Source organism: Sphaerisporangium sp. NPDC049002 (genome assembly GCF_040649355.1).
Classification (GTDB): Bacteria; Actinomycetota; Actinomycetes; order Streptosporangiales; family Streptosporangiaceae; genus Sphaerisporangium.
Map to the genome: position 1 here is coordinate 1 of NZ_JBEZFH010000064.1, position 26,124 is coordinate 26,124.

23 protein-coding genes, 1 tRNA gene, 1 pseudogene and 1 riboswitch are annotated in these 26,124 nt (G+C 70.6%); of the genes and pseudogenes, 10 read left to right on the forward strand and 15 right to left on the reverse strand.

Going from position 1 to position 26,124, the window contains the following annotated elements; translation table 11 throughout:
- Nucleotides 1–328, forward strand: a pseudogene (locus AB0B89_RS15515) (TIGR03943 family protein); the annotation flags it as partial.
- A gap of 95 nt (nt 329–423) precedes the next feature.
- Nucleotides 424–513 (forward strand) — tRNA-Ser (locus AB0B89_RS15520).
- A 14-nt stretch (nt 514–527) separates the two neighbouring features.
- Here the strand turns inward: AB0B89_RS15520 and AB0B89_RS15525 are convergent.
- Entirely contained in the window at nt 528–2,753 is a 2,226-nt protein-coding gene (locus tag AB0B89_RS15525) for an AAA family ATPase (protein ID WP_358552716.1), read from the reverse strand.
- Nucleotides 2,754–2,867: 114 nt separating this feature from the next.
- On the opposite strand from AB0B89_RS15525, the gene AB0B89_RS15530 reads away from it, so the two are divergent.
- Nucleotides 2,868–3,824 (forward strand): NAD(P)H-quinone oxidoreductase, encoded by a 957-nt coding sequence (locus tag AB0B89_RS15530; RefSeq protein WP_358552718.1) that lies wholly within the window; start codon nt 2,868–2,870, stop codon nt 3,822–3,824.
- Nucleotides 3,825–3,839: 15 nt separating this feature from the next.
- Entirely contained in the window at nt 3,840–4,367 is a 528-nt protein-coding gene (locus AB0B89_RS15535) for a bacterial proteasome activator family protein (protein ID WP_358552720.1), read from the forward strand.
- Between the two features lie 15 nt (nt 4,368–4,382).
- On the opposite strand, the gene AB0B89_RS15540 is transcribed toward AB0B89_RS15535, so the two are convergent.
- Nucleotides 4,383–5,180, reverse strand: coding sequence for an HAD-IIB family hydrolase (locus tag AB0B89_RS15540; RefSeq protein WP_358552722.1), 798 nt, complete (start codon nt 5,178–5,180; stop codon nt 4,383–4,385).
- A gap of 237 nt (nt 5,181–5,417) precedes the next feature.
- Between AB0B89_RS15540 and AB0B89_RS15545 the strand changes: the two genes are divergently transcribed.
- Nucleotides 5,418–5,621 carry a cold-shock protein gene (locus AB0B89_RS15545; RefSeq protein WP_262840623.1) on the forward strand — a complete coding sequence of 68 codons (204 nt, stop codon included), beginning with the start codon at nt 5,418–5,420 and terminating at the stop codon, nt 5,619–5,621.
- A 161-nt stretch (nt 5,622–5,782) separates the two neighbouring features.
- On the opposite strand, the gene serS is transcribed toward AB0B89_RS15545, so the two are convergent.
- The 8 genes from serS to AB0B89_RS15585 all read right to left on the reverse strand — a co-directional run bounded on the left by serS (nt 5,783) and on the right by AB0B89_RS15585 (nt 17,516).
- Complete coding sequence (gene serS, locus AB0B89_RS15550; protein WP_358552724.1) at nt 5,783–7,045, reverse strand: serine--tRNA ligase; 1,263 nt, start codon at nt 7,043–7,045, stop codon at nt 5,783–5,785.
- 62 nt (nt 7,046–7,107) lie between these two features.
- On the reverse strand, nt 7,108–8,028 hold the full coding sequence (gene pheA / locus AB0B89_RS15555; RefSeq protein ID WP_358552726.1) for a prephenate dehydratase: 921 nt from the start codon (nt 8,026–8,028) through the stop codon (nt 7,108–7,110).
- A 96-nt stretch (nt 8,029–8,124) separates the two neighbouring features.
- Complete coding sequence (locus AB0B89_RS15560; RefSeq protein WP_358552728.1) at nt 8,125–9,477, reverse strand: glycosyltransferase 87 family protein; 1,353 nt, start codon at nt 9,475–9,477, stop codon at nt 8,125–8,127.
- Between the two features lie 2,480 nt (nt 9,478–11,957).
- The gene (gene mptB, locus AB0B89_RS15565; protein ID WP_358552730.1) at nt 11,958–13,451 is read right to left on the reverse strand and encodes a polyprenol phosphomannose-dependent alpha 1,6 mannosyltransferase MptB; all 1,494 of its coding nucleotides are present in this window, start codon (nt 13,449–13,451) and stop codon (nt 11,958–11,960) included.
- 133 nt (nt 13,452–13,584) lie between these two features.
- The gene (locus tag AB0B89_RS15570; RefSeq protein WP_358552732.1) at nt 13,585–14,325 is read right to left on the reverse strand and encodes a glycosyltransferase; all 741 of its coding nucleotides are present in this window, start codon (nt 14,323–14,325) and stop codon (nt 13,585–13,587) included.
- Between the two features lie 41 nt (nt 14,326–14,366).
- Nucleotides 14,367–14,717: an STAS domain-containing protein gene (locus AB0B89_RS15575; RefSeq protein ID WP_358552734.1), complete on the reverse strand. Its 351-nt coding sequence runs from the start codon at nt 14,715–14,717 to the stop codon at nt 14,367–14,369.
- A gap of 911 nt (nt 14,718–15,628) precedes the next feature.
- Nucleotides 15,629–16,756, reverse strand: coding sequence for a HAMP domain-containing sensor histidine kinase (locus AB0B89_RS15580; RefSeq protein ID WP_358552736.1), 1,128 nt, complete (start codon nt 16,754–16,756; stop codon nt 15,629–15,631).
- A gap of 34 nt (nt 16,757–16,790) precedes the next feature.
- Complete coding sequence (locus AB0B89_RS15585) at nt 16,791–17,516, reverse strand: response regulator transcription factor (protein ID WP_358552738.1); 726 nt, start codon at nt 17,514–17,516, stop codon at nt 16,791–16,793.
- A gap of 181 nt (nt 17,517–17,697) precedes the next feature.
- Here AB0B89_RS15585 and AB0B89_RS15590 point away from each other — a divergent pair, with 181 nt between their 5' ends.
- The 4 genes from AB0B89_RS15590 (at nt 17,698) to AB0B89_RS15605 (ending at nt 20,156) form a co-directional block, all read left to right on the forward strand.
- Nucleotides 17,698–17,868 carry a hypothetical protein gene (locus AB0B89_RS15590; RefSeq protein WP_358552740.1) on the forward strand — a complete coding sequence of 57 codons (171 nt, stop codon included), beginning with the start codon at nt 17,698–17,700 and terminating at the stop codon, nt 17,866–17,868.
- 1 nt (nt 17,869) lies between these two features.
- The gene (locus tag AB0B89_RS15595; protein ID WP_358552742.1) at nt 17,870–18,139 is read left to right on the forward strand and encodes a DUF6412 domain-containing protein; all 270 of its coding nucleotides are present in this window, start codon (nt 17,870–17,872) and stop codon (nt 18,137–18,139) included.
- A 73-nt stretch (nt 18,140–18,212) separates the two neighbouring features.
- Nucleotides 18,213–18,869 (forward strand): membrane protein insertase YidC, encoded by a 657-nt coding sequence (gene yidC / locus AB0B89_RS15600; RefSeq protein WP_358552744.1) that lies wholly within the window; start codon nt 18,213–18,215, stop codon nt 18,867–18,869.
- A gap of 87 nt (nt 18,870–18,956) precedes the next feature.
- Nucleotides 18,957–20,156, forward strand: coding sequence for an arginine deiminase (locus tag AB0B89_RS15605; protein ID WP_358552746.1), 1,200 nt, complete (start codon nt 18,957–18,959; stop codon nt 20,154–20,156).
- Here the strand turns inward: AB0B89_RS15605 and AB0B89_RS15610 are convergent.
- Complete coding sequence (locus tag AB0B89_RS15610) at nt 20,139–20,573, reverse strand: ATP-binding protein (protein WP_358552748.1); 435 nt, start codon at nt 20,571–20,573, stop codon at nt 20,139–20,141. The genes AB0B89_RS15605 and AB0B89_RS15610 overlap by 18 nt on opposite strands.
- Before the next feature lie 152 nt (nt 20,574–20,725).
- Nucleotides 20,726–22,612, reverse strand: coding sequence for a PAS domain S-box protein (locus tag AB0B89_RS15615; RefSeq protein ID WP_358552750.1), 1,887 nt, complete (start codon nt 22,610–22,612; stop codon nt 20,726–20,728).
- A 180-nt stretch (nt 22,613–22,792) separates the two neighbouring features.
- Between AB0B89_RS15615 and AB0B89_RS15620 the strand changes: the two genes are divergently transcribed.
- Nucleotides 22,793–23,356: a methylated-DNA--[protein]-cysteine S-methyltransferase gene (locus tag AB0B89_RS15620; protein WP_358552752.1), complete on the forward strand. Its 564-nt coding sequence runs from the start codon at nt 22,793–22,795 to the stop codon at nt 23,354–23,356.
- On the opposite strand, the gene AB0B89_RS15625 is transcribed toward AB0B89_RS15620, so the two are convergent.
- The 3 genes from AB0B89_RS15625 to AB0B89_RS15635 all read right to left on the reverse strand — a co-directional run bounded on the left by AB0B89_RS15625 (nt 23,247) and on the right by AB0B89_RS15635 (nt 26,095).
- Entirely contained in the window at nt 23,247–24,653 is a 1,407-nt protein-coding gene (locus tag AB0B89_RS15625) for a cytosine permease (protein ID WP_358552754.1), read from the reverse strand. The genes AB0B89_RS15620 and AB0B89_RS15625 overlap by 110 nt on opposite strands.
- Nucleotides 24,644–24,770, reverse strand: a riboswitch (TPP riboswitch). Its footprint overlaps the gene before it by 10 nt.
- Before the next feature lie 24 nt (nt 24,771–24,794).
- Nucleotides 24,795–25,127 carry a rhodanese-like domain-containing protein gene (locus tag AB0B89_RS15630; RefSeq protein WP_358552756.1) on the reverse strand — a complete coding sequence of 111 codons (333 nt, stop codon included), beginning with the start codon at nt 25,125–25,127 and terminating at the stop codon, nt 24,795–24,797.
- 89 nt (nt 25,128–25,216) lie between these two features.
- Entirely contained in the window at nt 25,217–26,095 is an 879-nt protein-coding gene (locus AB0B89_RS15635) for a DNA-formamidopyrimidine glycosylase family protein (RefSeq protein WP_358552758.1), read from the reverse strand.
- Nucleotides 26,096–26,124: the final 29 nt, after the last annotated feature.

The following is a 26,124-nucleotide window of genomic DNA, read 5'->3' on the forward strand; positions in this document are numbered from 1 at the left end:
GCTCGGCGAGTTCATCGGCCGGGCCTGGGGCGACACGAACCGCTCGCTGCTGGACAGGCAGGTCAAGCTGACCGGCTTCGCGATCCACTCCAAGAAGAGGGGCCAGTGGTACCTCACCCGCATGCAGCTGCGGTGCTGCGCGGCGGACGCGTTCCCCCTGAAGGTGGCCGTGCTCGGGGTCCCCGCGCCGCGTGACGACACGTGGGTCGAGGTGACGGGCGCGTGGGTGCCCACCCCGTACGACCAGCTGCCGAAGGGTACGGTGGCCCCCGAGCTGAGGGCCACCGCCGTCGTCAAGGTCAAGCAGCCCGACGAGCCGTACGAATGACGGGCCGTAGGAAGGACGAGCCGTACGAATAGGGCCGTACGACGGTTACTCGCGCGCGAGCGCCCGCCCGGCACCGCTATCGTTGGTGTCGCACTGGAGGGTTCGCATAGTGGACGAGTGCAGCCGCCTTGAAAGCGGCCAGGTCGGCGACGGCCTCGTGGGTTCGAATCCCACACCCTCCGCCACAGGCCCTCCGGAGTCAGGCGTGGGCGCCTCCGAAGTTGTCGCCCACCGAGGCCGCCAGAAGCAGGTACGACTCCCGCGTGGCCGGCTGCAGGCGGTCGAGGTCGATCTCGGCGCCCTCCTCCAGATGGGGATCGTAGGGCACGCGGATCACGGCGCGGCAGCGGGCGGCGAAGTGTGCCTCCAGCCGGTCGAGATCGACGGTCGACTTCGAGCGCGGCCGTACGCTGCACAGCACCACCGTCGCGGCCTTGACCAGGTCGGCGTAGTGATGCGCCTCCAGCCAGTCGAGGGTCGCCGACGCGGCCCTCGCGCCGTCCACCGAAGGTGAGCTGACCAGCACGAGCTGGTCGGCCAGGCCGAGGACACCCGACATCGCCGAGTGGAGCAGGCCGGTGCCGCAGTCGGTCAGGCAGATCGAGTAGAAGTTCTCCAGCACCTGGGAGACCGACTGGTAGTCGGCGGCGCTGAACGCCTCCGACACCGAGGGGTCGCGGTCGGAGGCCAGGATCTCCAGCCGCGAGGGCGCCTGGGAGGTGAACGCTCTTATATCGACATATCGCTTGATCTGCTGCCGCTCGTTGAGCAGGTCGCGTACGGTCGCGGACGTCTCCAGCTCCACTTTGTCCGACAGCGTCCCGCGGTCGGGGTTGGCGTCGACCGCGATCACCCGGTCACCCCGTACGGAGGCCAGCGTGGCGCCGAGGCCCACGGTCGTGGTCGTCTTGCCCACACCGCCCTTGAGGCTGAGGACGGCCACCCGGTGATGCCCGGTCGCGACCGGGGTACGGGCGCGCGCGACCAGTTCGCGGCGGCGGCGCACCTCGGGGGACTCCCCCGGCTTGATCAGCCCGGCGGACGCCTTGAAGACGAGCTTGCGCCAGCCGCCCGCAGGAGCGTTCCTGCGTCCGCGCAGCAACGACACCGGGTCGAGGCTGTCGGCGGTCTGCCTGACGCCGATCGCCGCCTTGGCGGCCCCTGTCTGGCGTGTGGGCGCGCCGAAGGCCGGCTGGAGGGAGTGCACCGGCTGCGGCGACTGCCTCCGGCGCGCACGGTAGGGCTCACGCTGCTCGTCGGGCGGGTCTTCCTGCGTCGCCGGCTCGGGGGACGGGGCCGCCTGCGCCTTGGCCTCGGTGGCGGGCGCCGGTGGCCGCTTAGCGGGCGGGGGCTTCTCGGGCTCGTACAGCGCGTGCTCCACGCGCGGCACGACGACATCATCGGTGTCGGGGCCTCCCGCTGAGATGAAGGCGTTGAACCGCTCCTGCTCGGGGTCGGCCTCGACGGTCTCCGCCGCCGGGAGCGCGGCCTCCAGCCAGCCGCGCACCGACTGCTCGCCGGTCGTCTCGGGCTCCGGCTCGTACGGCTTGGGTGTGTCGCCCTTGCCGGAGGTGAGGGGCCCCATAGGGGCCCAGCCGGAGCCGGTGGCGCCCGGAGGCTCCTCGGTCAGCGAGCCGAACGTGAAGCTGTCGGTGTCGTCGCTGACGGACTGCTCCGGGGCGGACGGCGCGGAGGCGGAGGCGGCCGGCGAAGCGGACTCGCCGAAGGCACCGCCGGCGGCGGACGCGGACCTATCCCCGAACGCGCCTGCGCCCGAAGGCGACTGCCGCTCACCGAACGCCCCGCTACCGGACGGCGACGAGGACCGCTCACCGAAAGCCCCACTGCCGGACGGCGAAGGCCTTTCGCCGAACGCGCCGCTGCCTGAGGAGGCGGGACGGTCGCCGAAGGCTCCGAAGGCGCCGCTCCCGGAGGACGGGGAGCGCTCACCGAACGCACCCGCCCCTGAGGACGGGGCTCGCTCGCCGAAGGAGCCGCCCGCGGACGAGGAGGTGCCGGAGCGGGAAAGCGGCTCGGACGGCCCTGTGATGGGCGCCGAGAAGGCGCCGGTCTCGCGCCCGCCGCCCGGCGAGGACGGCGGGACGTCCTCCTTCTTGCCCCAGCCGCCGAGACCCTCGGCCGCCGGTGGACGGAGCTCGGTCGTGTCGTTGCCGCGCTCGGCCGCGGTGTCGTCGGGCTGCGTGGTGCCGTGCACCGGGTCGCCTGCGGCGCGGAACAGCGGCGACGACGGCGCCGGGGGCTCCGCGGGAACCATGGCCCAGGGATCTTTGGGATATGGCGAGACCACGGTGTCGTCCGCGGTGACGGTCACCGGGACGGGCGCCTCCTCGTTCTCCTTGATGGCGTCGAGCCAGGCGAGTTGCTCTTCAAGGGAGTGAGGATCCTCACGATCGTGTCTTGCCACCGTGTTCCCCCTCGGGACTGGGCTAAAGGGGCAGCAAATAGATTGAAGATTACCGCCCGCAATCACGACCAACGTGGTCAACCGCCGACTTGGCTACCCGGATAGTTTGGTCGCATGCGCGCGATCGTTGTATCCCAGCCCGGTGGACCCGAGGTGCTGGAGTGGCGGGAGGTTCCAGATCCCCGTCCAGCACGGGGAGAAGTGCTGATCGAAGTGACCGCCGCCGGGGTCAACCGTGCCGACCTGATGCAGCGGCAGGGCCTCTATCCGCCTCCGCCCGGCGCCCCCGATCACCCGGGCCTCGAATGCTCCGGAGTGGTCGCCGAGGTCGGCGAGGACGTCGAGGGCTTCGCTGTGGGGGACGAGGTGTGCGCGCTGCTGGCCGGCGGCGGCTACGCCGAGAAGGTGGCCGTCCCCTGGGAGCAGGTGCTCCCCGCCCCCTCCGGGATCACGCTCGTGGAGGCCGCCGCTCTGCCCGAGGTCGCCTGCACCGTGTGGTCGAACGTCTTCATGACGGCGCGGCTGCGGCGCGGGGAGACGCTCTTGGTCCACGGCGGCGCGAGCGGGATCGGCACCTGCGCCATCCAGCTCGCCAAGGCCTTCGGCTCCCACGTGATCACCACGGCCGGCACGGCGGAGAAGGTCGCGCGCTGCCTCGAACTCGGGGCGGACGAGGCGATCAACTACCGCGAGGAGGACTTCGCCGAGAAGGTCCGCGCCGACGTGGTCCTCGACATCATGGGCGCGAAGTACCTGCGGAAGAACATCTCCGTGCTGAACACCGGCGGGCGGCTCGCGGTCATCGGCCTCCAGGGTGGCACGAAGGGGGAGCTCGACCTCGGCGCGATGCTGGCGAAGCGCGCCTCCATCCACGCCACCGGCCTGCGCAACCGGCCCGTACCGGAGAAAGGCGTCATCGTCCGTGGGGTCGGTGAGAACGTGTGGCCCCTCGTGGAGGCGGGAGCGGTCCGGCCGATCGTCCACGCGGTGGTGCCGATGGCCGAGGCCGCGGAGGCCCACCGGATCCTCGAATCCGGTGACCATATCGGGAAAGTCCTGCTGGCCAGGTGAGCTAGGTTGAATGGCATGAATGCTGAGGAGAGCACCCCGCACATCGTGGTCGTCGGCCCCGATGGCCTGACGGTCGAGGGGGAGAACGGCGAGCACGAGGAGCGTTCGGAGCGCTCGGTCGCCGAGCTGGTGGAGCAGCCCGCGAAGGTCATGCGCATCGGTAGCATGATCCGTCAGCTCCTTGAGGAGGTCCGCGCGGCGCCTCTCGACGAGGCGAGCCGCAAGCGCCTCAAGGACATCCACCAAAGCTCTATCAAGGAGCTGGAGGACGGCCTCGCCCCCGAGCTCGTCGACGAGCTTGAGCGGCTGTCCCTGCCGTTCACCGGCGGCGACGACAGCCCCCCGCCGAGCGACGCCGAGCTCCGCGTGGCCCACGCCCAGCTCGTCGGCTGGCTGGAGGGCCTGTTCCACGGCATCCAGACCACGCTGTTCGCGCAGCAGATGGCCGCCAGGGCCCAGTTGGAGCAGATGCGGCGTGCCCTGCCCGGCGGCATGTCGCAGGAGGAGCAGCCGCCGCACCGCGCTTCCGGCCCCTACCTGTAGCCGCGGCCCCTCCGGTCACCCGTAGAGCTTCTCAAGGATCAGGGCGACCCCGTCGTCGTCGTTGGCCGCCGTCACATGGGTGACGGCGGCGAGCACGTCAGGATGGGCGTTCGCGACGGCGTACGAGGTGCCGGCCCAGCCGAGCATCGGAAGATCGTTCGGCATGTCCCCGAACGCCACCACCTCGCCCGCGTTGATGAGGTGACGCCTGGCGAGCGTGGCGAGCGCGGTGGCCTTCGTCACCCCCCGGGCGCTCATCTCGATCAGCGCTCTGCCGCTGGAGTGGGTGGCCGTCAGCAGATCGCCCACGGCCTCCGTGACGATGAGGTGGAGCAGGTCGGGGTTCATGTTGTGGTGGAAGGCCAGGAGCTTGGCGCAGGGCCGTGAGATCAGCGTGGCGGCGCCCACGCGGAGCCCTGAGGCCTCACGGCTGTCCCAGCCGCCGAGCCGGAACTCGCTCTCATGGGCGAACCCTCCTTCGTACTCCACGGAGAAGCTGAGCTCGGGGAGCCGGTCACGCAGGCGGCGCACCGCCTCCGAGAGCACCTCGGGGTCGATGAGGTGGGACTCGACGATGCGCTCGGTGTGCAGGTCGTACACGAGCGCCCCGTTGGCGCAGATGGCGAGCCCGCGGTGGCGCACCGCCCCGGCGACGATTCCCATCCAGCGGGGCGGCCTGCCGGTGACGAACACGAGGACCGCACCCGCCTGTTCGACGAGCGCGAACGCGGCCGCCGTGCGCGGGGAGACGGTGCCGTCCGACCGCAGGGCGGTGCCGTCCAGGTCGGTGGCGACGAGTCTGGGGCTGACCATAACAACGTCTAGTTTGCCCTGTGCTGGGCCCAGGTCCGGCGTCAGCCCAGAGAGTAAAAGAATCTCGCCAGGAGGGGGAACAAAGGCGCTCTGATGGTGTTAGATGTGGTGGCGTTGTATTAGCTGAACCCGATGTGCAGAACCAGCTTGACTGTCTGAGCGGCCCCGGGAAGCTGTGCGACACAACCCGGGGTTCGCGAGGTGTGAACCCCAAGATCAATTGCAGGGAGAGCTTTAATGGCTCAGGGAACCGTCAAGTGGTTCAACGCCGAGAAGGGCTACGGATTCATCGCACCCGACGGTGAAGCTCCGGATGTCTTCGTGCACTTCTCCGAGATCGTCGGCAACGGCTACCGCAGCCTCGAAGACGGCCAGCGGGTCGAGTTCGAGGTCACGCAGGGGCAGAAGGGCCCGCAGGCGTCGCAGGTCCGCGCCGTCTGACCACTGACACACAGAAGGCGGGGTTCGCGTCAGGCGAACCCCGCCTTCGTGTCGTATAACAAGCCCGCCGTTCTGACAAAGCGGACATTCGTAACAGACAGTGTGAGAGTTAGCCGCTTACCCGCAAGTCGGGATAAGCGGCTTACTCATCACAAAAGCGTCTACTTGACCGGCTCCAGCACGTCCAGTCCGACATATGGGCGCAGTGCCTTGGGCACCACCACAGAGCCGTCGGCCTGCTGGTGGTTCTCCAGGATGGCCACGATCCACCGTGTGGTCGCCAGGGTGCCGTTGAGGGTGGCGACGTGCCTGGGCTTCTCCTCGGCGTCCCTGTAGCGCACAGCGAGCCGCCTGGCCTGGAACTCGGTGCAGTTGGACGTCGAGGTCAGCTCCAGGTAGCGGTTCTGCGTCGGCAGCCAGGCCTCGCAGTCGAACTTCCTGGCGGCGCTCGAACCGAGGTCGCCCGCCGCGGTGTCGATCACCCGGTACGGCAGCTCGACCTTGGCCAGCATCTCCTTCTCCCACTCCAGAAGGCGGGCGTGCTCCTCGCGCGCGTCCTCGGGACGGCAGTAGGAGAACATCTCGACCTTGTCGAACTGGTGGACCCGGATGATGCCCCGCGTGTCCTTGCCGTACGACCCCGCCTCGCGCCGGAAGCACGACGACCACCCGGCATAGCGCATCGGGAGGGACTTCCCGTCGAGGATCTCGTCGGAGTGGTAGGCGGCCATGGGGGCCTCCGAGGTGCCGACGAGATAGAGGTCGTCGGCCTCCAGCCGGTAGACCTCCGAAGCGTGCGACCCGAGGAAGCCCGTGCCCGCCATCGCCTCGGGCTTGAGCAGCACCGGGGTGATCATCGGCGTGAAGCCGGCCTCGATGGCCTGCTGCATCGCCATGTTGAGCAGACCGAGCTGCAACCGGGCGCCCGCGCCGGTCAGGAAGAAGAACCGGGCACCCGACACCTTGGCGCCGCGCTCGGTGTCGATCGCCCCGAGCATCTCGCCGAGCTCCAGGTGGTCGCGGGGGGTGAAGTCGAAGCTCGGCTTCTCCCCGACCTCCTCCAGCACGACGTAGTCGTCCTCGCCGCCGACGGGGGCGCCCTCCTCGATGATGTTGGGCACGGCCATCAGCAGCGCGTCGAGCTCCTTGGCGAGCTTCTCGGCCTCGGCCTCGGCGCCCTTCACGCCGGCCGCGAGCGTCTTGGCACGCGCGAGAAGCGCGGCCCGCTCGTCGCCGGAGGACGTGGACACCGACTTGCCGACGCTCTTCTGCTCCGCGCGCAGCGACTCGTAGCCGCTCAGCGCGCCTCTGCGGCGTTCATCCAGGTCGAGCAGCGTGTCGACGACGGAGTCGTCCTCACCGCGGGCACGCTGCGACGCCCGTAGCCGGTCCGGGTCCTCACGAAGGGTACGCAGGTCAATCACGTGACAAAGGCTACCGATGTCCGCCCGGCGCTCGCGCGCCTATTGCGGCCGGATGTGATCTGTTACACCTGTCCCGTACGGATCCTGGTGATCCAGTCGGCCGCCTCGGCGAAGTCGGAGTCGGTCGTACCCCTCTTGAGTTGCGGCGAGAGCCCGTCCGCCCGGGGGTAGCTGCCGAGGAAGCGCACATCGTCGGAGAGCCTGCGCAGGCCGGAAAGCGCCTCGCCGACGCGCTCCTCGACGACATGCCCCTCGGCGTCGAAGTGGAAGAAATAGCGCCCGATGCCGTCGCCGGTCGGACGCGACTCGATGCGGGTCAGGTTGACGCCGCGTACCGAGAACTCGCTCAGCATCTCCAGCAGCGCGCCCGGGTGGTCGTCGCGGAGGAAGGCGACCAGAGAGGTGCGGTCGGCCCCCGTGGGCTCGGGCAGCGCCCCCGGCCGGGAGACGCGGACGAACCTCGTGACGGTGTCGTCGCGGTCGCCCATGCGCGACGCCAGCTCGACCAGCCCGTAGTGCTCGCCCGCGATGGCGGGGCCGATCGCGGCGTCGTACGGGGAGCCGGACATGGAGACCTCAAGCGCGGCGGCGGCCGTCGACGGCGCGGCGACGACCACGGCGTCGGGCAGCTCGCGGGCCAGGAAGTTGCGGCACTGGGTGATCGCGGCGGGATGGGTGTAGACCCGCTTGATGTGAGGCATCGCGGTGCCGGGCCGTACGAGCAGCGAGAACTCCACGGGCAGCAGCAGCTCGGCGGTGATCAGGAGAGGTTCGCCCCAGGCCAGCTCGTCGAGCGTGACGGTGATCGCGCCCTCGACGGAATTCTCCAGGGGGACCACGGCGCCGTCGGCCTCGCCACTCCGCGCGGCTTCCAGCGCCGCCGTGACGTTGGCACAGGGCAGGCGCTCGGAGTCCGGTGCGAGGATCCGCAGGGCCGCTTCACAGAAGGTGCCCTCGGGTCCGAGGTAGGCGAGTTTCGGCATACCAGAGAGGCTACCGGCCGGTGACCACCCCCTACCCGGCATATTTACGCCTTTTACCCGATTTTACGTGGGACGATACGGGGCTCAGCTGACGCGTCATCGGAGCCCGCTCGTACGGCCCGTCGTGGCCGGGGCGCCGCTCGTACGACGGGCGAGCAGCCACATGACGCCGATCGCGCCGAGCCCGAAGGCGTCCTGGACGATCCGCCCGGCCACGGGGCTGAGGACGGGAATCTCCGCGGCGCGCAGCGAGACGCCCCACCAAGGAATCGGCAGCACGTAATAGATCCAGGCACCCACCGGCACCCAGAACCAGGCCGGGCCACGGAGCCGGTTCCACAGGCCCACTGTGGGAGCTCCCGCGCTTGTGGCGGCTCCCGCGCTTTCAGGGGGCGGAGCGGCGCGCAGGCGGGATCCGGCGAGCGCGGCGAGGGCCACGACCATCCAGGCGAGGTGGTGGATCCACGCGACCGGCGAGAGCAGCACGGCCAGCAGTCCCGTCAACGCCACCGCGGTCATCCGGTCGCCTTCGAGCAGGGCCCGGCGGGCGTGGCGGAAGCCGTACCACGCGACGACGGCCAGCAGTGCGAGCCAGAGCACCGAAGTGATCCACCCGGGCAGGTAGAGGCGGAGCAGCATCCCACGGATCGACTGGTTGGTCGTGGAGGTGTTGGACCCCACGCGGTCGGAGTCCAGCAGGGCGGAGAACCAGAAGTCGGCGGCGTCGTGCGGGATCACCAGAAAGGGCAGCACCGTCAGCAGCGCCGTGGTGAAGGCGGCCATGAAGAAGGTCTTCCGCTGCTCGGGCACGCCGTCCTTCCCGAACCCGGTGATCAGCAGATATATCAGGAAGACACCGGGTGTGAGCTTGACCGCCGTGGCGAGCCCGATCAGCATGCCGCGCGGCCACCAGGGCCTGCGGGCCACGCAGTCGACCAGGCAGAGCATCACCAGGAGGATGTCGACCTGGCCGAAACGGACCTGATCCCTGATCGGCATCAGATACATGCACGCCACCGTGAGCACGCCGCACAGCACGGCCACCGCCCACACGCGCCGCCTCGGGCGTACGAGATGCTCGGCGCGTGCCAGAAGCTCCCGGAAGCTGTACCAGACCGTCACGGTGAGGCAGGCGAGGACTCCGAGTGTCCACACCCACTGGGCCACCGGCCACGACATCGCGGCGAGCGGAGTGGCCAGCAGCGCGGCGATCGGCGGATAGGTGAACGGCAGCAACTGGGGCGCGGGGGTGATCACGTCGTAGACCGGGAGCCCCAGCAGGACGCTCTCGCCGCCGGTGCGGTAGACGTCCAGGTCGACCAGGCGCTGATCCGCGGGATTGGTCAGCCAGTAACTCACCAGCGGAACCGCGGCCACGCCGATGATCAGCAAGACGAGCGGCCATGTCCACCACCGCCGCCCGGCCACCGCCACCTCACCAGTCCCCACGACGTGGCAGGCTACCGCCTGCCCTCGCGAAACCTGGTCCGCGGTCGAATCCCCGCTTCCGGCCGGTCGTCCACAAGATGATCTTTGAGCTGCGAAGAAGGCCCGGGGTTCTGGCTAAGGTTTCAGGCGAAGTCGTCCTCAGAGGGTGGAAGCGAGGTTCCCGTTGCACACGCGAGACGCCACGACCCACCCCGTCCCGCCCCCTCGCGTGGGTCGCGAACAACCACCCCGCGATCTCTCCCGGGCACAACCCCAGCGCCAAGGAAGCTCTCGACTCCGAAGATGGCCCGACCCCGAGACCCGGCGGCCCGGCGGCCCGGGTCATCAGGGGCTCTTCCAGCCGCGGCGCGAGCGTCGGGGGGGTCCTCGGTTTCCGGCGTGGTCTGGGCGTGCTCCGCGTGCCTGGGGGGTGATGGTGTGCGTCCTCGCGTTGGTGGCTCTATGGGGCGGTGCGGCGCAGGCGGCTTCGCGTGGCGGTGCTCCGGCGAGCGCCCTCGTGGCGCCGTCGCGGCATGTGGTGCTGGTCGGCGTCCCCGGGCTGCGGTGGGCTGATCTCAGCGAGACCGGCACGCCGAACCTGTGGGCGCTGGCCGGGAAGGGCGCGTCGGCGTCGATGTCGATCCGCGCCTATCCCCGGCCGAACCATCCGAGCACCTGTCCCGTCGCCGGGTGGCTGACGGTCTCGGCCGGCCAGCGGGCGGGCTCGGAGGCGAGCGAGTGTGCCCTCCCCCCGGCGCCGCAACGGTCCGCAGACGGCTCGGCGACCGTGCCGGGGTGGGCCGAGCTGGCGGCCTTCAACGCCGCCACCTCCTACCGCGCCACGATCGGCCTGCTCGGTCAGGCCGTACGCGACGCCGGGGGCACCGTGGCGGCCGTCGGCCCCGGAGCCGCGCTCGGCGCAGCCGACAAAACCGGGAAGATCTCGAAATATGCCGACAGCGCCGGTGCTCTCGGCGACCTGAGCCGGTACGCGCTGGTGGTGGCCGACGTCGACGACCTCGCCCGAGCCTGGATCACCCAGCCGGGGGCGACCGCGACCGCGACGCCCCCCGACCTGACCCGGCGGGCCCGCGCCCAGGCGGTGGCGGGCGCCGACCGCCGGGTGGGCGAGATCCTGCGGCTGCTGCCCGCCGGAGCCACCACCCTCGTCGCCGGCCTGTCCGACGCGTCCGCCTCCTCACACCTCCACGTCGCCATGGCCGAGGGGCCGTCCCCGGCCGGGGCACCGTACCGCCGTGGCCACCTGACGGCCTCGTCGACCCGCCAGGATGCCCTGGTCACCGTCACCGACCTGACGACCACGGTTCTCGGGCTGCTCGGCGCGCCCGTTCCCGAGGGATCCGTCGGACGCCCCTGGATGTCCGGCGGCGCGGCATCGCCGTCCGTCTCGGACAGCGTCAGGGAGCTGTCCGACGCCGACCTGGCCAGCCAGGTCCTCGTCAAGGTGCGCGCGCCCTTCTACGCGGTCCTCGTCACCGTCCAGTTGCTCTTCTACGGCCTCGCCGCCCTCGCCGTCCGCCGCCGCTGGGGTGGTACACGGGTTCTGGCGGCCACGCGGGTTCTGGCCGTGGCGAGTGGCGCGGTGGCGGTGTCGACGTTCCTGGCGCAGCTCGTTCCCTGGTGGAACCTGCCCCACCCGATGGCCGCCCTGATCCTCACGATCATGGGCTTCGCCGGGCTGACGGCGGCGCTCGCCTTCGCCGGGCCGTGGCGTGCCCACGTGCTCGGCCCCCTCACCGTGGTGGCGGGCGTGACCTCCCTCGCGCTCCTGATCGACGTGATGACCGGGTCGCGCCTCCAGGTGAACGCCGTCACCGGCTACGAGCCGGTCACCGGCGGCAGGTTCTACGGCTTCAGCAACATCGCCTTCGCCGTGTACGCGACGGGCACGATCCTGGCTCTCGCCGGAGTGGCGCAGGTGCTCATGGAGCGCGGGCGACGCGTGACCGCCCTGTCCGTCTGCCTCGCGTACGGCCTGCTCGCGATCTTCGCCGACGGGTGGCCCGCGTGGGGCGCCGACTTCGGCGGGGTGCCCGCGTTCGTCCTCGGCTTCGCGGTGTTCTTCATGATGCTCGCCGGCCGGCGCGTGACGGCGGGCAGGCTCGCGCTCGTCGCCGTCGCCGGGGCGGTCCTCATCAGCGTGATCGCGCTGGCCGACTGGCTGCGTCCGAGCGACCAGCGCACGCATCTGGGGGCGTTCGTCCAGCAGGTGATCGAGGGCGAGGCGCTGCCTGTCATCGGCCGCAAGCTGAGCTCGATGCTCGGCACGCTCGGAAACTGGCAGCTCACCGCGCTCTCGCTGGCTGCGCTGGCGTTCCTCTACCTCGTGCTGGCCCGCCCGTCGCGGTGGGGCGCCTCGGCGCTCAGCCTCGCCTACACGCGTGCCCCGGCGCTGCGGGCCGGGTTGTTCGGCGTGCTCACCACCGCGCTGGTCGGCTTCCTGATAAACGACTCCGGCATCGCGATCCCGGCCATGGCGCTCACGGTCGCGGTGCCGCTGACCCTCGCCGCGTCGATCCGCGCGCTCCAGCGCTCAGGGCCCACCACACCAGGACGACCGTCAGCGCCAGCAGGATCCACGGCACCACCTGACCCCGCACCACCGTGACCAGCCATCGGAGATCGAGAGGCTGGTCGTCCTGGCGTGCCGGAAGGTACGCCAGGGAGAGGACGGCCAGGCGCGCGACCATGAAGCCGTCGAGGGCCGTCGCCGATACCGTCGCCAGCAGCGCGAACGCCAGCCCGTCGTACCAGGGAAGGGCGTACGGCGTGGCGAACAACCAGGCGACGACCACCCCCACGGCCACCCACGCCCCCTCACTTCCACCGGGCGGCACCTCACTCCTCCCACCAGGCGACACCTCGGTGCCGAGACGGAGGAGGGAGGCGGCGATCAGGGCGAGGAGGAGGAGCGATCCGATCTGGATCCAGACGCGATAGGCGCCCGAGCCGAAGAGTGCCTGGAGGCCGCCCTGGACGAGGTGCCAGGGGGTGGCCCACGAGATCGACTTGCTGGCGTGCAGCACCTGGTCGAGCGAGTGCGGACCCGCCAGCAGATAGGCCACCAGCACGGTGAGCGTCGCCGTGCCCGCCACGACCGCGAGCTTCCTCGGCTGCCGCCGCAGCTCCCATGCCGGGCCGAGCGCGACCAGCCCCGCGTTGACCTTGACCGCGATGGCCAGGCCCAGCAGCGGCCCTGTGGCCCACCAGCGCCTGCCTCCCACGGTGACCAGCGCGGCGACCGCGAAGACGACGGCCAGCGTGTCGACGTGCATCCCCGCGACCAGTTGGTAGATCACCAGGGGGTTGACCGTCCACAGCAGCGCCGTGCGAGCCTGCCGCGCCCGGTCGTCCCTCGTGAACCTGTGGAGCAGCAGCGCCGTGGCGACGAAGGCGGCGGCGTTCACGACGGCGAGCACGAAGACGATCAGGCGAACCGAGTCGCCGCCGATCAGGCCCGCCAGAGCCTGCACGGCCGTCGCGACCGGGCCGTACACGCTCGGCTCCTCCTGCCAGGGTCTTTCGACCGCATTCGCCACCGGGTCTCCGCGCAGTGCGATCGCGCCCGTGGCGTAGGGATCGTGGCCGAGGGCCGCCATCCGGCCGTACGCCGCGTAGTTCAGATGGTCGGCCGACCCGGACGGCGGCAGGAAGGCCAGGACCGCGACGGCGAGGCATCCGGCGAGCAGGAGCCTGCGGGGATCGGGTGCCCAGCCGCGCCGCGCGGCGATCAGCCCGGCGCCGAGACCGAGGGCGCCCAGCACGATGGCCACCGCCTCCATGGCGATGACCAGGTGGCCGCCGGGGTGCGCGCCCAGGGAGTAGGGCGGCTGCCACGCGGGCCCGCGCAGCGCGGGGACCACGGCCGACGGGCCGAGTGCCCCGATGGCGATCGTGACGGCGACGCTGAGCGCGATGCCCGCGACGGCGACCACCGCCGGCCCGCCACGCCCCCGCATCACGTCCCGATCCACCGGACGATTCCAGCACACCCCGCGACCCGCTCGCGCCACCTCACCGGCGCAGCGCTCAGCCCGCTCCAGCCCCATCGATGGCGCGCGACCTTTCAGGCGGTTTCAACGCTTCACTTGGACGTGAGGTGGTCGGTCAGCGGGGGGTGTTCGTGGGGCGCTTCAGGGTGGTGAGGACGTGTTCGCGGGTGGCCAGGGCGAGGGCTACGTCGCGGAACTGGCGGGCGCGGTGGAGCTGCGCGTGCCAGTCGGTGCCGGTGGCGCGATGCGCCATGTCGACCTCGACCTCGACGACCCGGAATCCCTTGCGGACCAGGTCGATCGTCAGGCCGGTCTCGACGCCGAACCCGTGGGCCAGCGGACGCGCCGCCTCGAACGCCGCCCTGGTCAGGCAGCGTTGCCCGTTGAGCGGCTGGCCGGCCGCGAAGCCGGAGGCCCGCTTGATGCCCTCGCGCGCCAGCCGTACGACGAAGCCGTGGCCGCCCAGCTTGACGCGGGTGCTGAACGCGGCGATGGTCATGTCGGCCGAACCCGCGCGGACCGGCGCGATCAGCCGCGCGGCCTCACCCGCGGTGTCGCCCAGATCGGCGTCGAGGAAGAGCAGGTGACGGGCCTGCTCGTCGTCGAACAGGCGCACGGCTTCCGCGCCGCTCTCCATCGCCGCGGCCTTGCCACGGTTGCGGCTGTGGCGCACGACGCGCGCGCCGGCGGCCTTGGCCACCCGCCCCGTGTCGTCGAACGAGCCGTCGTCGACCACCACGACCAGGTCGACCCCGGGGATGGCCAGGGCGGCGGTCACGGTGGCGCCGATGCGGTCGGCCTCGTCCTTGGCCGAGATGATCACCGCTGTGTCCGGCTTCGCGGATGGGTCGCTCATCGCTCCTCGTCCGATTGGCTGCCGTTGACGACCGGTCGACGCTAGCCCGGATGCTCCGCCGTGAGCAACTCCGCAGGGATGGTGTCGTGCACGGTGAACACCGAGTCGAGACCGGTCACCTGGAGGATCTTACGGACGGCCGGACGCGGCGAGGCCACCTCCAGCCTGCCGCCGCGTTCTCGCATGCGCTTGAGTGCGGACAGCAGCACGTTCATGCCCGTGGAGTCGCAGAACTCCACCCCGGACATGTCTATGACGACCCTGTTGGGCCCGGTCTCCAGCAGGCGGGTGAACTCCGCCTGAAGACGAGGCGCGGTATATAGGTCGATTTCGCCGACGACCGTCAAGATGGCGTGATCGGCATGTGATCGAGTCGAGACCTTGAGCTCCACAGCGGGCACACTAGCGCCGTACCGCCCTCGGGTCACGCTCTACCGCGATAACCGAAGAGTCGTCCGCCCTTAGTTCCCCGTTTCCGCCCCACGAAAACGCTGAGTACGCAAAGCTTAACGCTATGCGACACCGGCTCGGCCGGAAGGGGGGGAGGCCCGAAACCTCCACGTCCGGTCATCACTTCGACAAGGAGGGGCGGGCGTGGAACGCGACGGGCCCGACAGCGCGAATGAACAGTGAGATCCCTGAGGATCCCCAGCGACAATGCATGCGCGAGCGACTGGAAGCCATCCTCGCCCGCACCGACAGGGCCCGCGCCTGGGGGGACGCGGCCCTGCCATTCCAGTCCCTGATCAACAGAGATGGTTACGTTCCGATCAAGACACGCCTGCATGTCGACGATCTGGACATGCTCGTGGGCGCGCGCGCGGAGTTGCTGTGCTTCTCCGAGCTCGGCCTGCGCCTGCTCGACCTGCACCAGCCCCGTGACGCAGGCGGCATCACGAGCGACGCCGCTCACCCGATCCTGCGCTGCAGGAGCTGCATGTGGCGCTGGCCGTGCCCGACGTTCCGGGCGATGTCGGAGGCGCTCGACGCGCTCCCCTTGTACGAGCGTGCGAGTCCGGCCTCCGAGTACGCCTCGGCCGAGTACGCCGCCTCCGGATACGCCTCGGCCGAGTACACCTCCGCTGAGTTCGCCTCGGCCGAGTACGCCTCCGCGCCGGGCGACGACTGTCGCGAGACCTACCAGGGCACGGGCGACTACTCCGGACCGAGCAGCCCCCTCGACACGAACACCTCGTTCCGCCTGAACGGGGCACTCGGCGCCAAGGGGTCCATCGACATCTCCGGCTACAGGTTCACCGGCGGCCCCGCCGAAGGCCCCCTGACGGGTCTCCAGAACGGCACGTCAGGCCGCCGGACCGCAGACCGGAAGCATGATCTCGAAACGGCAGCCCGCGCCTTCGTTGACGACGGCGATGGCCCCTTCATGCGCTTCGACGATTCCGCGCGCGATGGCCAGGCCGAGTCCCGCTCCCCGATCGGGGCCAGGGGTCCGCGCGGCCTCGCCCCTAAAGGCCACTTCGAAGACCCGTGGTAGGTCGTCCTCGGGGATGCCCCCGCAGCAGTCCGCCACCGAGAGGCGCACGGTGCCCATGTCGGCGACCGCGCGTACAACCACGGTGCCGTCCTCCGGGGTGTGCCTGATCGCGTTGACCACGAGGTTGCGCAGGGCACGCCCCAGCTCGGCGGCGTCGGCGTACACCGGGAGCACCGGCTCGGCCTCGCCCTCAAGGCGCACTCCCCTGGCCCTGGCCAGGGCCTCCACCCCCGCGAGCGCGTCGGCCACGAGGTCGCCGAGCCCGATGCGCCGCGGGGAGAGCCGTAGCGCGCCCGCGTGGATGCGCGAGAGTTCGAAGAGGTCGTCGACCATGTGGGACAGCCGGTCGACCTCCACCCTGATCTGGTTGTGGTAGCGGCGCACGGTCGCGGCGTCGTCCACGACCCCGTCCTCCAGCGCCTCCACCATGGCGCGCATGCCCGCCAGCGGAGTACGGAGGTCGTGGCTCACCCACGCGACCAGCTCGCGCCGTGCGCCCTCCAGGGCCCTCTCACGCTCCCGCCCCGCGCGCAGCCGCTCGTACGCCTGGTCCAGGGCCCTGGAGATGGTCTCCAGCTCCGCCGGGAGCCGGCCGGGCGGCGGGATGAAGTCACGCGACGGCGAGACGGCCTCCACGGCGGCCACGAGCCTCCTGCTGGCCGCGACCACCTGCCGGGCCACCACCATGGCGACCCCGAGCCCGACCAGCCCGGCGACGGCGACGACGGTGAGGACGACGTTCTTGGGATGCCCGTCGATGATCATCTCGATGGTGATCGCCACCACCCCGGCGAGCGTGGCCGTGACGGTGACCACCGCGACCACGGCGAGCATGATGCCGATCGAACGTCCACGCAGCAGCCACAGGCCCGCTAGGCCGGCCCCGCCGACCAGTAGCCCCAGGCCGGCGGTGACGGCGACGATCTGGAGGATCACGGGCCCTCCACAGTGACCGGAGCCGTGAGGGCCATCACGGCCGTTCGCCGCCCGTGTCGTCCTCGACCGGCTCGTACCGGTACCCGACTCCCCACACCGTGACGATGCGTCGGGGCGCGGTCGGGTCAGGCTCGATCTTCTCCCGGAGCCTGCGGACATGGACGGTCACCGTGGAGGTGTCGCCGAACGACCATCCCCACACCTGGCTGAGCAGCGCGGCCCGGCTGAACGCCTGACGCGGGTTGCGCATGAGGTACGCCAGCAGGTCGAACTCGCGGGCCGTGAGGGTGATCTCGTGCTCGCCCAGCCGTACCTCATGGGCCCCCACGTCCACCAGCAGCTCTCCGTCGCGCAGCACGCCCGTACCCGACGTGACCAGCGCACCGCGCGCCCGCCGCAGGACCGACTGCACGCGCAGGGCCAGCTCACGGGGGCTGAACGGCTTGGTGACGTAGTCGTCGGCGCCCGTTTCGAGGCCCACGACCCGGTCGATCTCCTCGCCGAGGGCGGTCAGCATGATCACTGGGACCGGCCAGCGCTCCCTGAGCCTCTTGCAGACCTGGAGGCCGTCCATGCCGGGAAGCATCAGATCGAGGACGAGCAGGTCGGGCGGGTTGGCGAGGGCCCTGCGCAGCGCCTCGGCGCCGTCGCCGACGCTCTCGACGATGTGCCCGTCGCGTTCGAGGTACTTGACGACCACCTCGGCCACGGTCGGGTCGTCGTCCACCACGAGGATCCGAGGTCGGGGCGTCACGCTCATCACCCCACGGTAGGGCTGATCCGGCCGCCCACACGACTCGCGTCACTACTTCGTAAGACGGATGCCGGCTCGTGAGACCGATACCGGCTCGTAGAGCCGGCTGCCGGGCCCAGAGGTCACGATCTCGACCAGAGATCGTCGTGCGCTCGCGGCCGGGCCCCGTGCGACGTACCTTCTGGATATGGCCCGCATCGTTCTTTCAATCCTCGGCGTCGTGCTCGCACTCTACGTGGTGTTCGGGCTCGTGCTCCCGCTCGTCCTGGGGATCTTCAAGCTCCTGCTCGTCATCGCCGTCGTCGCCCTTGTGGCCGTCGCCGCCGTCACCGTCGTCGGAAAGCTGTCGAACAAGTAGGATGACCGGCTTCCCCACCACCATCGCGCTGCTCGCGCAGCTCCTCGCCTGGCCGACCAGCCCGGCGACGCTGACGACGGCCGGGCTCGTGGGGGTCACCCTTCTGCTTTTCGCCTGGGCTCTCGGGCGGCTGGCGTCGGCGCCCGCGGTCGCTGTGGCCTCGGGTCACCGTCCGCGGGCCGCGCACACCGTCTTCGTACGGATGCTCCACCCGGCCGCCGCCGGTCGCCCACGCCCCAGAGCGCCATCCTCAGGCCCCGCGCCCGTCTAGCGTCCCGGTAGTCGTGCCGCTCACGGGCGCTTTCGTCATGTTCATCCACATAGACGAAGGGGCTTGTCCCGCCATGTTCGACACCGTCATCGACTCCGCCTACCGGCTCATCAACGGCCTTGGATCCCTCACGGGCGCGGCCTTCGCGATCGTCCTGTTCACCCTGGCCGTGCGCCTGCTCCTCCTGCCGCTCAGCGTGCGGCAGGCGAAGGCCCAGAAGGCGCGCCTGCGCCTCGCGCCGCAGGTCGAGGCGCTGAGGAAGCGCTTCGCCCGCGACCCGGAGCGGCTCATGCGGGAGACCTCCAAGCTGTACGCCGCCGGGGGGACGTCGATGTTCGCGGGCATCATGCCCGGTCTCGCCCAGGCGCCGTTCCTCATGATCACCTACCGGGTGTTCGTCTCGGCGACCATCGCCGGGCACCCCAACCTCCTGCTGGCCCAGAGCGCCCTCGGCGTTCCGCTCGGCGAGCACTTCGCCGCCGTGCTCGCGGGAAGCGGCCTGTTCAGCCCGGCCGCGCTGGTCTTCCTGGGGCTGTTCGCGGTGCTCGCGGCCCTGGCGTGGGTGACCTGGCGGCGCATGGGCGACGTCCAGCCCCGGGCACTGCGGCTGCTGCCGTTCGGGACCATCCTGGTCGCGGCCTTCCTGCCCCTCGCGGCGGGGCTCTACCTGCTGGTGAGCACGGCCTGGACGGCGGGAGAGCGGGCGATCCTGTATCCCAAGCCGGCCTGATACGACGCCCTCATGCAGATTGGGGTACTTGTGCGCCACTAACGTTGAATGTTGGAACGACGTGGTTTCAATCGGGAGGGTCGAACGATGAACGGTGCCGACAGCGAGGTCGGGCGGCTGGAGACGGTCATGCTCCACCGGCCGGGTGCCGAGCTCAAGCGGCTGACCCCCCGTAACAGCGACAAGCTGCTCTTCGACGGCATCCCATGGGTCGGCAGGGCCCAGGAGGAGCACGACGCGTTCGCCCAGTCGCTCCGCGACCACGGGGTCGAGGTTCTCTACCTCACCGAGCTGCTCCAGGACACGCTGGAGTACGACTCCGCACGCCAGGAGATCATCCCTGCCGTGCTGGAGGAGCGGCAGCTCGGCGACAGGCTCGCGCAGCTGACGCGGGACCACCTGGAGGAGCTCGACCCCGAGGACCTCACCCAGACGCTGATCGCCGGGCTCGCCCGCGAGGAGCTGAAGACCGGCCGTGGCCTGGTGTACGGCCTGATGGACCGGCACGACTTCGTCGTCGACCCCCTGCCGAACCTGCTGTTCACCAGGGACTCCAGCGTGTGGATCGGCGACCGGGTGGCCGTGACCAGCCTCGCCATGCCGGCCCGTACGCGAGAGAGTCTCCTGACCCGACTGATCTACACCTACCACCCGAGGTTCGCCGGGGTGGACCACCTGTACGAACCCTGGCTCGAACACGTCGAGGGCGGTGACGTGCTGCTGATGGCTCCGGGGGTCATCGCGGTGGGCACCGGTGAGCGTACGACGCCGGCGGGGGTGGAGCGCCTCTGCCGGCGCGTCTTCGCGGCCGGGCTGGCGCACACCGTGCTGGCGGTGCCGATCGCCCAGCAGCGGGCCACCATGCACCTCGACACGATCTGCACGATGGTCGACGTGGACACCGTGGTCATGTATCCGCCGGTGGCCTACTCACTCCAGGCCTACACCGTGACCTCGATGGAGAACGGCGAGCTGCGCGTGTTCGAGCCCCGCCCTTTCCTGGAGGCGGCGGCCCAGGCCATGGGCATCGAGCGGGTCAAGGTCATCGACACCGGGCTCGACCCCGTCACCGCCGAACGCGAGCAGTGGGACGACGGAAACAACACGCTCGCGCTCGCCCCGCGGGTCGCGGTGGCCTACGAGCGCAACGTGGAGACGAACGCGCGCCTGGAGGCCTCGGGGGTGAAGGTCATCCGTATTGCGGGCAGCGAACTAGGAAGCGGCCGGGGCGGCCCGCGCTGTATGTCCTGCCCTATAAGCAGGGAACGTCTAACCACACTCGCGTAGGGCGCCCATTTCGGGTGTTCTGACTTGCGAATTAAGGACAGCGACCGGGGCATGGAGGACCGCCCACACCGTGGTCACGTCACCGTCATGGCGTACGCCCCAGCGCACGGCGAGGAACTCGACGATTCCGAGCCCCCGCCCGCCGAGCGAGGAGAGGGTCGGCCGTCCCGCGCGGGGCTCCGTGGCCGCTCCTCCGTCGCTCACCGTGACCTCGAGATGTTCGTCCGCCCAGTCCCAGGTGGCCATGATCTGGCCCGATGGCAGCGGGTGGGCATGACGCAACGCATTGCTCAGCAGTTCGCTCACCACAAGAACGGCGTCTTCCACCGCGGCGGCGAACACTCCCCATGCCTCAAGATCGGCGCTGAGACGCTGGCGTGCGACGGCGACGCTGGTCGGCGCATACGGCAACAGCACGACGCCCTCACTTCCCCGTTCTCCTGCATTTCCCCCTGAGGAAAACACATCCCAGTACGACCGAAATGCCCCGTTCGATGGTTCTGGAAACCGTGCGGCGATCATTGCTTGTGCAGATTCGACACTAGATGAGTCCAGCCGTGACCTGCCCGTTACCGGTTCGGTGTGTCGGATCCGATATAGGCCGGTGCGGTGCCCAGGATGAATCTCATTCGGGTGCCCCCGCCGAGCCGCGAATGGGCGGTCACCTCGCCGCCCTGGGCGCGCGCGAGGCTGCGTGCGATGTAAAGCCCGAGCCCCACGCCGCCGAACCTGCGGCGGTCGCCGCTGTCGGCCTGGACGAACCGTTCGAAGACGCGCTCGTGGTCGTCGGGCGCGATGCCCACGCCCTCGTCGTCCACCACGAGGACGACGCGATCGCCCTCGGCCCACGCGAGCACGCGGATCAGCCCGCCGTCCGGCGAGTACTTGAAGGCGTTCTCCAGGAGCTGGGCGAGCAGGATGTCGGTGGCCAGCGCGTCGCCGTCGACCAGGGGAAGGTCGCGGGGGATGTCCACCTCCACGCGATGCCGGTCGGACAGGACGGGCATCCCCAGCGTGGCCGCGCGCACCCGTTCGCCCAGGTCGAAGCTCTCCACCCGGACCTTCAGCTCCTCGGCCCCGGCCCGCGCGCCGAGCAGCAGGTGGTCCATGAGCTGCCCCAGCGCCCGGGCCCGCTCCGCGATGGTCCGCACGGCGGAGCGGCGCTCGACGTCCGACAGCTTGTCCCAGCGCGCGTCGAGCGTGCTGGCGAACCCCTGGACCACGGTGATGGGCGTGCGCAGTTCGTGGCTGGTGGTGGCGAGGAACAGGTCCTTGGCCTCCTCCAGCTCCTTGGCGCGCGTGACGTCACGGAAGTCGACCACGATCTCGGCGGTGTCGTTGATCTCCGCGCTGACCACGTCCAGCCAGCGACCGCACGGAAGCTGGGTGGTGAGCTTCTCCCCCGGCGCGGGCAGCGGGAACGGCGGCCGGTCGCCGATCACGTCGTCGGCCCGCACCCCGGTCAGCTCCTCGGCCGCCGGGTTCCACTGGCGGACGTACCCCATGCCGTCGAGCACCGCGATGCCGTCCGCGCTGGCGTCGACGACCGCCCGCTCGTGAGCCCGCTGCCGCACGGCCTCCTGGTACGCCATCGCGTTGGCGAGCGCGATGCCGGCGTGCCCGGCCAGCAGCTCAAGCAGCTCAAGCTCGACGTGGCCGGCCTTGCGCTCGGCGAACAGCGCGTACAGCGCCCCGTACGGCCGGCCGCCGACCGCCGCGACGCCGAGCGCGATGGTGTGCAGGCCGGGCAGCTGCGACCAGATCAGATCGTCGAGCACGGCCTGGTCGCCGGTCTCCAGCAGGACGGTCTTCCCGGTCCGCAGCAGCTTGCCCACCAGGCTCGTCCGCAGGTCGGCGGTCGCGCCCCGGAGCCTGTCGGGCAGCCCGTGCGCGCTGACCAGCCGCAGGCGGTCGTCCTCGATCAGAACGAACCCGCCCGCGTCGGCCCCGGTCAACTCGGTGAGGCTTCCCGCGATGCGGTCGAGGACGGATGACAGCTCCAGCTCGGCGTTGATGTCGCCCACCACGTCGGTGAGCCGCCGGACGAGCCTCGCCCTGCGGGCGCCCCGGTCGCGGGCCGCCGAGTCGTTCTCCAGGGAGTGGTAGACGCTCACGTAGCCGAGCAGCGCGCCGGCCTCCGAGCGCAGCGCGCTCAGGTCCACGCCCACGTCGACGAGCGAGCCGTCGCTGCGCAGGCGCTTGGTGCGCAACGAGACGGGCCCTCCCGTGCGGACCCGTTCCAGCACGGCGTTGTGCTCCACCACCAGCTCGTCGGGGACGAGCGGTGCCCTGCGCCCGGTCATGTCGCCCGCGGTCCAGCCGAACAGGCGCTCGGCGGCGGGGTTCCACAACAGGACGGAAAGGTCACGATCGAGGGCTACGACGGCATTCGGGGAACTCGCGAGGACAGCACGGGCAATGCCGTCATCGGCGTTCTCTACCCTGTCGTCACTCATGACCCCCATCGTGCCCGTTTTTGCCCCCGCGTCTTGGCACTTTTGATGTACGAATAGTCGCATTCGTCGGGACTGTACCCTCTCGGGGTCTTCTACGGCGCGCGGCGCGTGGCCGTCGCGGCCGGTGGGACCCTCCGCTCCTATACGCTGCCTGGTAGCGGGACCGGGAGGGGTGCGGCCATGTCGACAGGGGATCTCGAAGCCCTCGTGCGGGTGACCGCTCCCGGCTATGTGGGCGAGACCCCACCCGACGTCGCTTTCGGGATGACCGACACCCCCGTCGGGCGGCTGGCGCTCGCCGTCACCGTGCGCGGCGTGGTCGCGTGCAGCTACGAGAACGAGCACGTCGTCTTCGCGCGCATCACCCGCGAGATCGGCTCGTTCATCGGGCCCGACCCGCGGCGCCTCGATCCGATACGCCGTGAGCTCGACGCGTACTTCTCCGGCAGGCTCAGGGCCTTCACCCTTCCCGTCGACCTCCGGCTGGCCACGCCGTTCGCGCGTACCGTGCTCCAGATGACGATGGCCGTGCCCTACGGAAGCGTCACGACATTTCCCGAAATCGCCGAGCGCATCGGGCGGCCCCAGGCGCTACGCGCGATAGGCAACGCGCTGACCGCCAACCCGGTCTGCGTCATCGTCCCGTGTCACCGGGCGATCGAGTCGCAGGGGCATCCCGGAGGCTACGCCGGAGGCCTCGCCGCCAAGCAGTTCCTCCTCCGCCTCGAAGACCCCGCCCGCTGAACGCCTGCCCGAGCAGCGTCGCCAGCGCGGCGACGACGAACGCGGCGAGCGCGGCGTTCATCCAGACCTGCCGCTCGAAGCCGATCGCGCCTCGGAGCGCCGTCCAGACCGAGTCCCACCACGCCACCGTCGGCGTCGCCGTGACCAGCCAGTACGCCACGAAACCGAGCACCCACGGCACGACCATCCCCCACCGCGAGGGCGCCCCCGCCGAGGTGTCCCACCTGGCGGCCCCGCCGAGCAGGAAGTAGTCGACCACGAGGACGGCGAACATCGGGACGAAGACCGCGCCGATGACGCCGAGGAACGCCCCGTAGGATTTCACGTCGGCGAAGAGCGCGATGACGGTGGTGAGCACGCCGACGACGATCGAGAAGACGCGCCGGTCCACCCTAGGCAGGAGGTTCTGCAGGGACATCGCCGTGGAGTAGACGTTGGCGAACGACTGGTCGGCCTCGCGCAGCACCAGGATTCCGAAGAACAGCCCCCCGAGGGGCACCGCGACGAAGGCGTCCCACACCCGGTCGGGGTCGTTCCCGACCAGGGCCAGCGCGAGGACGCCGATGACCAGGCACGCGACCTGGGCGATCGTGTAGCCGCTGACCACCCCCGCGAAGGCCGCCCGCCCGGACCGCGAGTGCCGCGCGTAGTCGGCCGCCACCGGCACCCAGGAGACCGAGAGCGCGATCACGTAGTCGACGGCCGGGGCGAAGGCGTTCCAGTTCCCGCCTCCGAGGGTGGGTGCCTCGCGCAGCAGCGCCACCGCGAGCCACACCATCGCGACGACCACCCCCGCCGTCACGAACCGCCGGAGCAGGCGGATCGCCCCCAGCGGCCTGATCGTCAGGGCGATGGTCAGCAGCCCCGCCGCCACCACCCACACCCAGTACGGCACCGCGTCACCGAAGATCGCACGCGCCCCGGTGGCGATCACCCACAGCTCGAAGGCCCCCCAGCCGAGCATCTGCACGACGTTCAGGACCGTCGGGACGTACGAAAGCCTGGCCCCGAACAAGCCCCGCAGCAGCACCATCGCCGGCGCGCCTGTGCGCGCGCCCGGCACCGCCGCGAGGCCGACCATCACGGTGCCGATCAGGCTTCCGGCCACGGCCGCGAGGACGGCCGCGCCGAGGCTCAGCGGGACGTCGCCCAGCGGGTTGATCAGGTAGAGGGCCCCCGAGAAGCCGAGGAGGCTCACTCCGAGGTTGGCCCAGAAGGCGCCCTGGTCGAGCAGGCCCAGCGTCTTCGGGGGGGCCTCGTCGAGTGTCAGGGGGACCTCGCCGACGGCGGACGTCATCGCACGCTCCCTACGCCGGCATTACCCGGACAGGTTCATGCGGTCGGCGGCGCGCCCAGTGTCACTGGGAACCGCCCTCTCAGCCCGGTTGCGCCCGAGCTCCCGCGGTATGGATTTTGACCGAATTATTACACTCCGCCGCTAGGCGACGAAGGGCTGCCCCCCGTTTTCGGCCACCATCGGACGGCCGGCCGCGGCCCACGACTGCATGCCGCCACCGACGTTGATCGCCTCTCGGCCCACGTGGTTGAGCCACGCCGCGGCCCTCGCGGACCTGCCTCCGACCCGGCAGACGACGTAGACCGGCACGCCGGCCGGGACCTCGTCGACCCTCTGCTGCAGCGCGCCGAGCGGGATGTGGACGGCCGCCGGAGCGTGCCCCGCCAGCCACTCGTCGGGCTCGCGCACGTCGAGCAGGAAGACATCGTCGGGTACGGCCTTGGCCTCGATCTCAGGGACGTTCATGCCGTTCATTGTCCCCGCTCTGCGAGCTTTCCGTCCGCTAACGGAGGGTTGTCATTACTGACCGAGCGTTGATTTCTCCCCGAGAAGGCCCCGGTGGGCTATTTGAGAAGGCGGGACAGCCTGCGGTCGGCTAGCGGCTTCCCGCCGGTCTGGCACGTCGGGCAGTACTGCAGGGAGGAGTCGGCGAACGACACCTCCCTGATCGTGTCCCCGCACACCTCGCACTGCTGCCCGGCACGCCCGTGGACCCGCAGACCCGACTTCTTCTCGGTCTTGAGATCCTTCGCGGCGATGCCGCGAGAGCGCTCGACGGCCGCCCGCAGCGTGCTGACGATCGACTCGTGCAGGCCCGCCACCGCGTCGTCGGTCAGCGACCCCGCGATCTTGAACGGGGACATCTTGGCCACGTGCAGCACCTCGTCGGAGTAGGCGTTGCCGATGCCGGCGATCACCTTCTGGTCGCGCAGGAGCCCCTTGATGCGGGTGCGGCTGCCGCCGAGGATGCCCTTGAGCACGTCCACGGTGAACTCGGGCGCGAGCGGATCGGGGCCGAGGCTCGCGATGCCGGGAACCTCGCCGGGGTCGCGGACGACGTAGACCGCGAGCCGCTTCTGGGTGCCCGCCTCGGTGAGCTCGAATCCGGGCTGCCTGCCGTCGTCGCCGGGCGCGAACCGCACGCGGGCCGCGAGGGGGCCCTTGCCGGGACGTACGGGCTTGGCCCCGGAGAAGTCGTCGCGCCAGCGGAGCCAGCCGCCACGGGCGAGGTGGGTGATGAAATGGAGCCCGTCGCAGTCGAGGTCGAGGAACTTGCCGTGACGGGCGACACTCGTCACCGTCAGCCCTGCCAGCGAGGTCACCGGCGGGTCCACGGTCTTCAGCGCCTGGAAGGCCACCACGTCGACGGCGGCGACCGGGCGGCCGACGGCCCGTTCGCGCAGGAACTCGGCGAGCGACTCCACCTCGGGAAGCTCGGGCATGCCATCACACTAACCGCTCGCGAGGACCC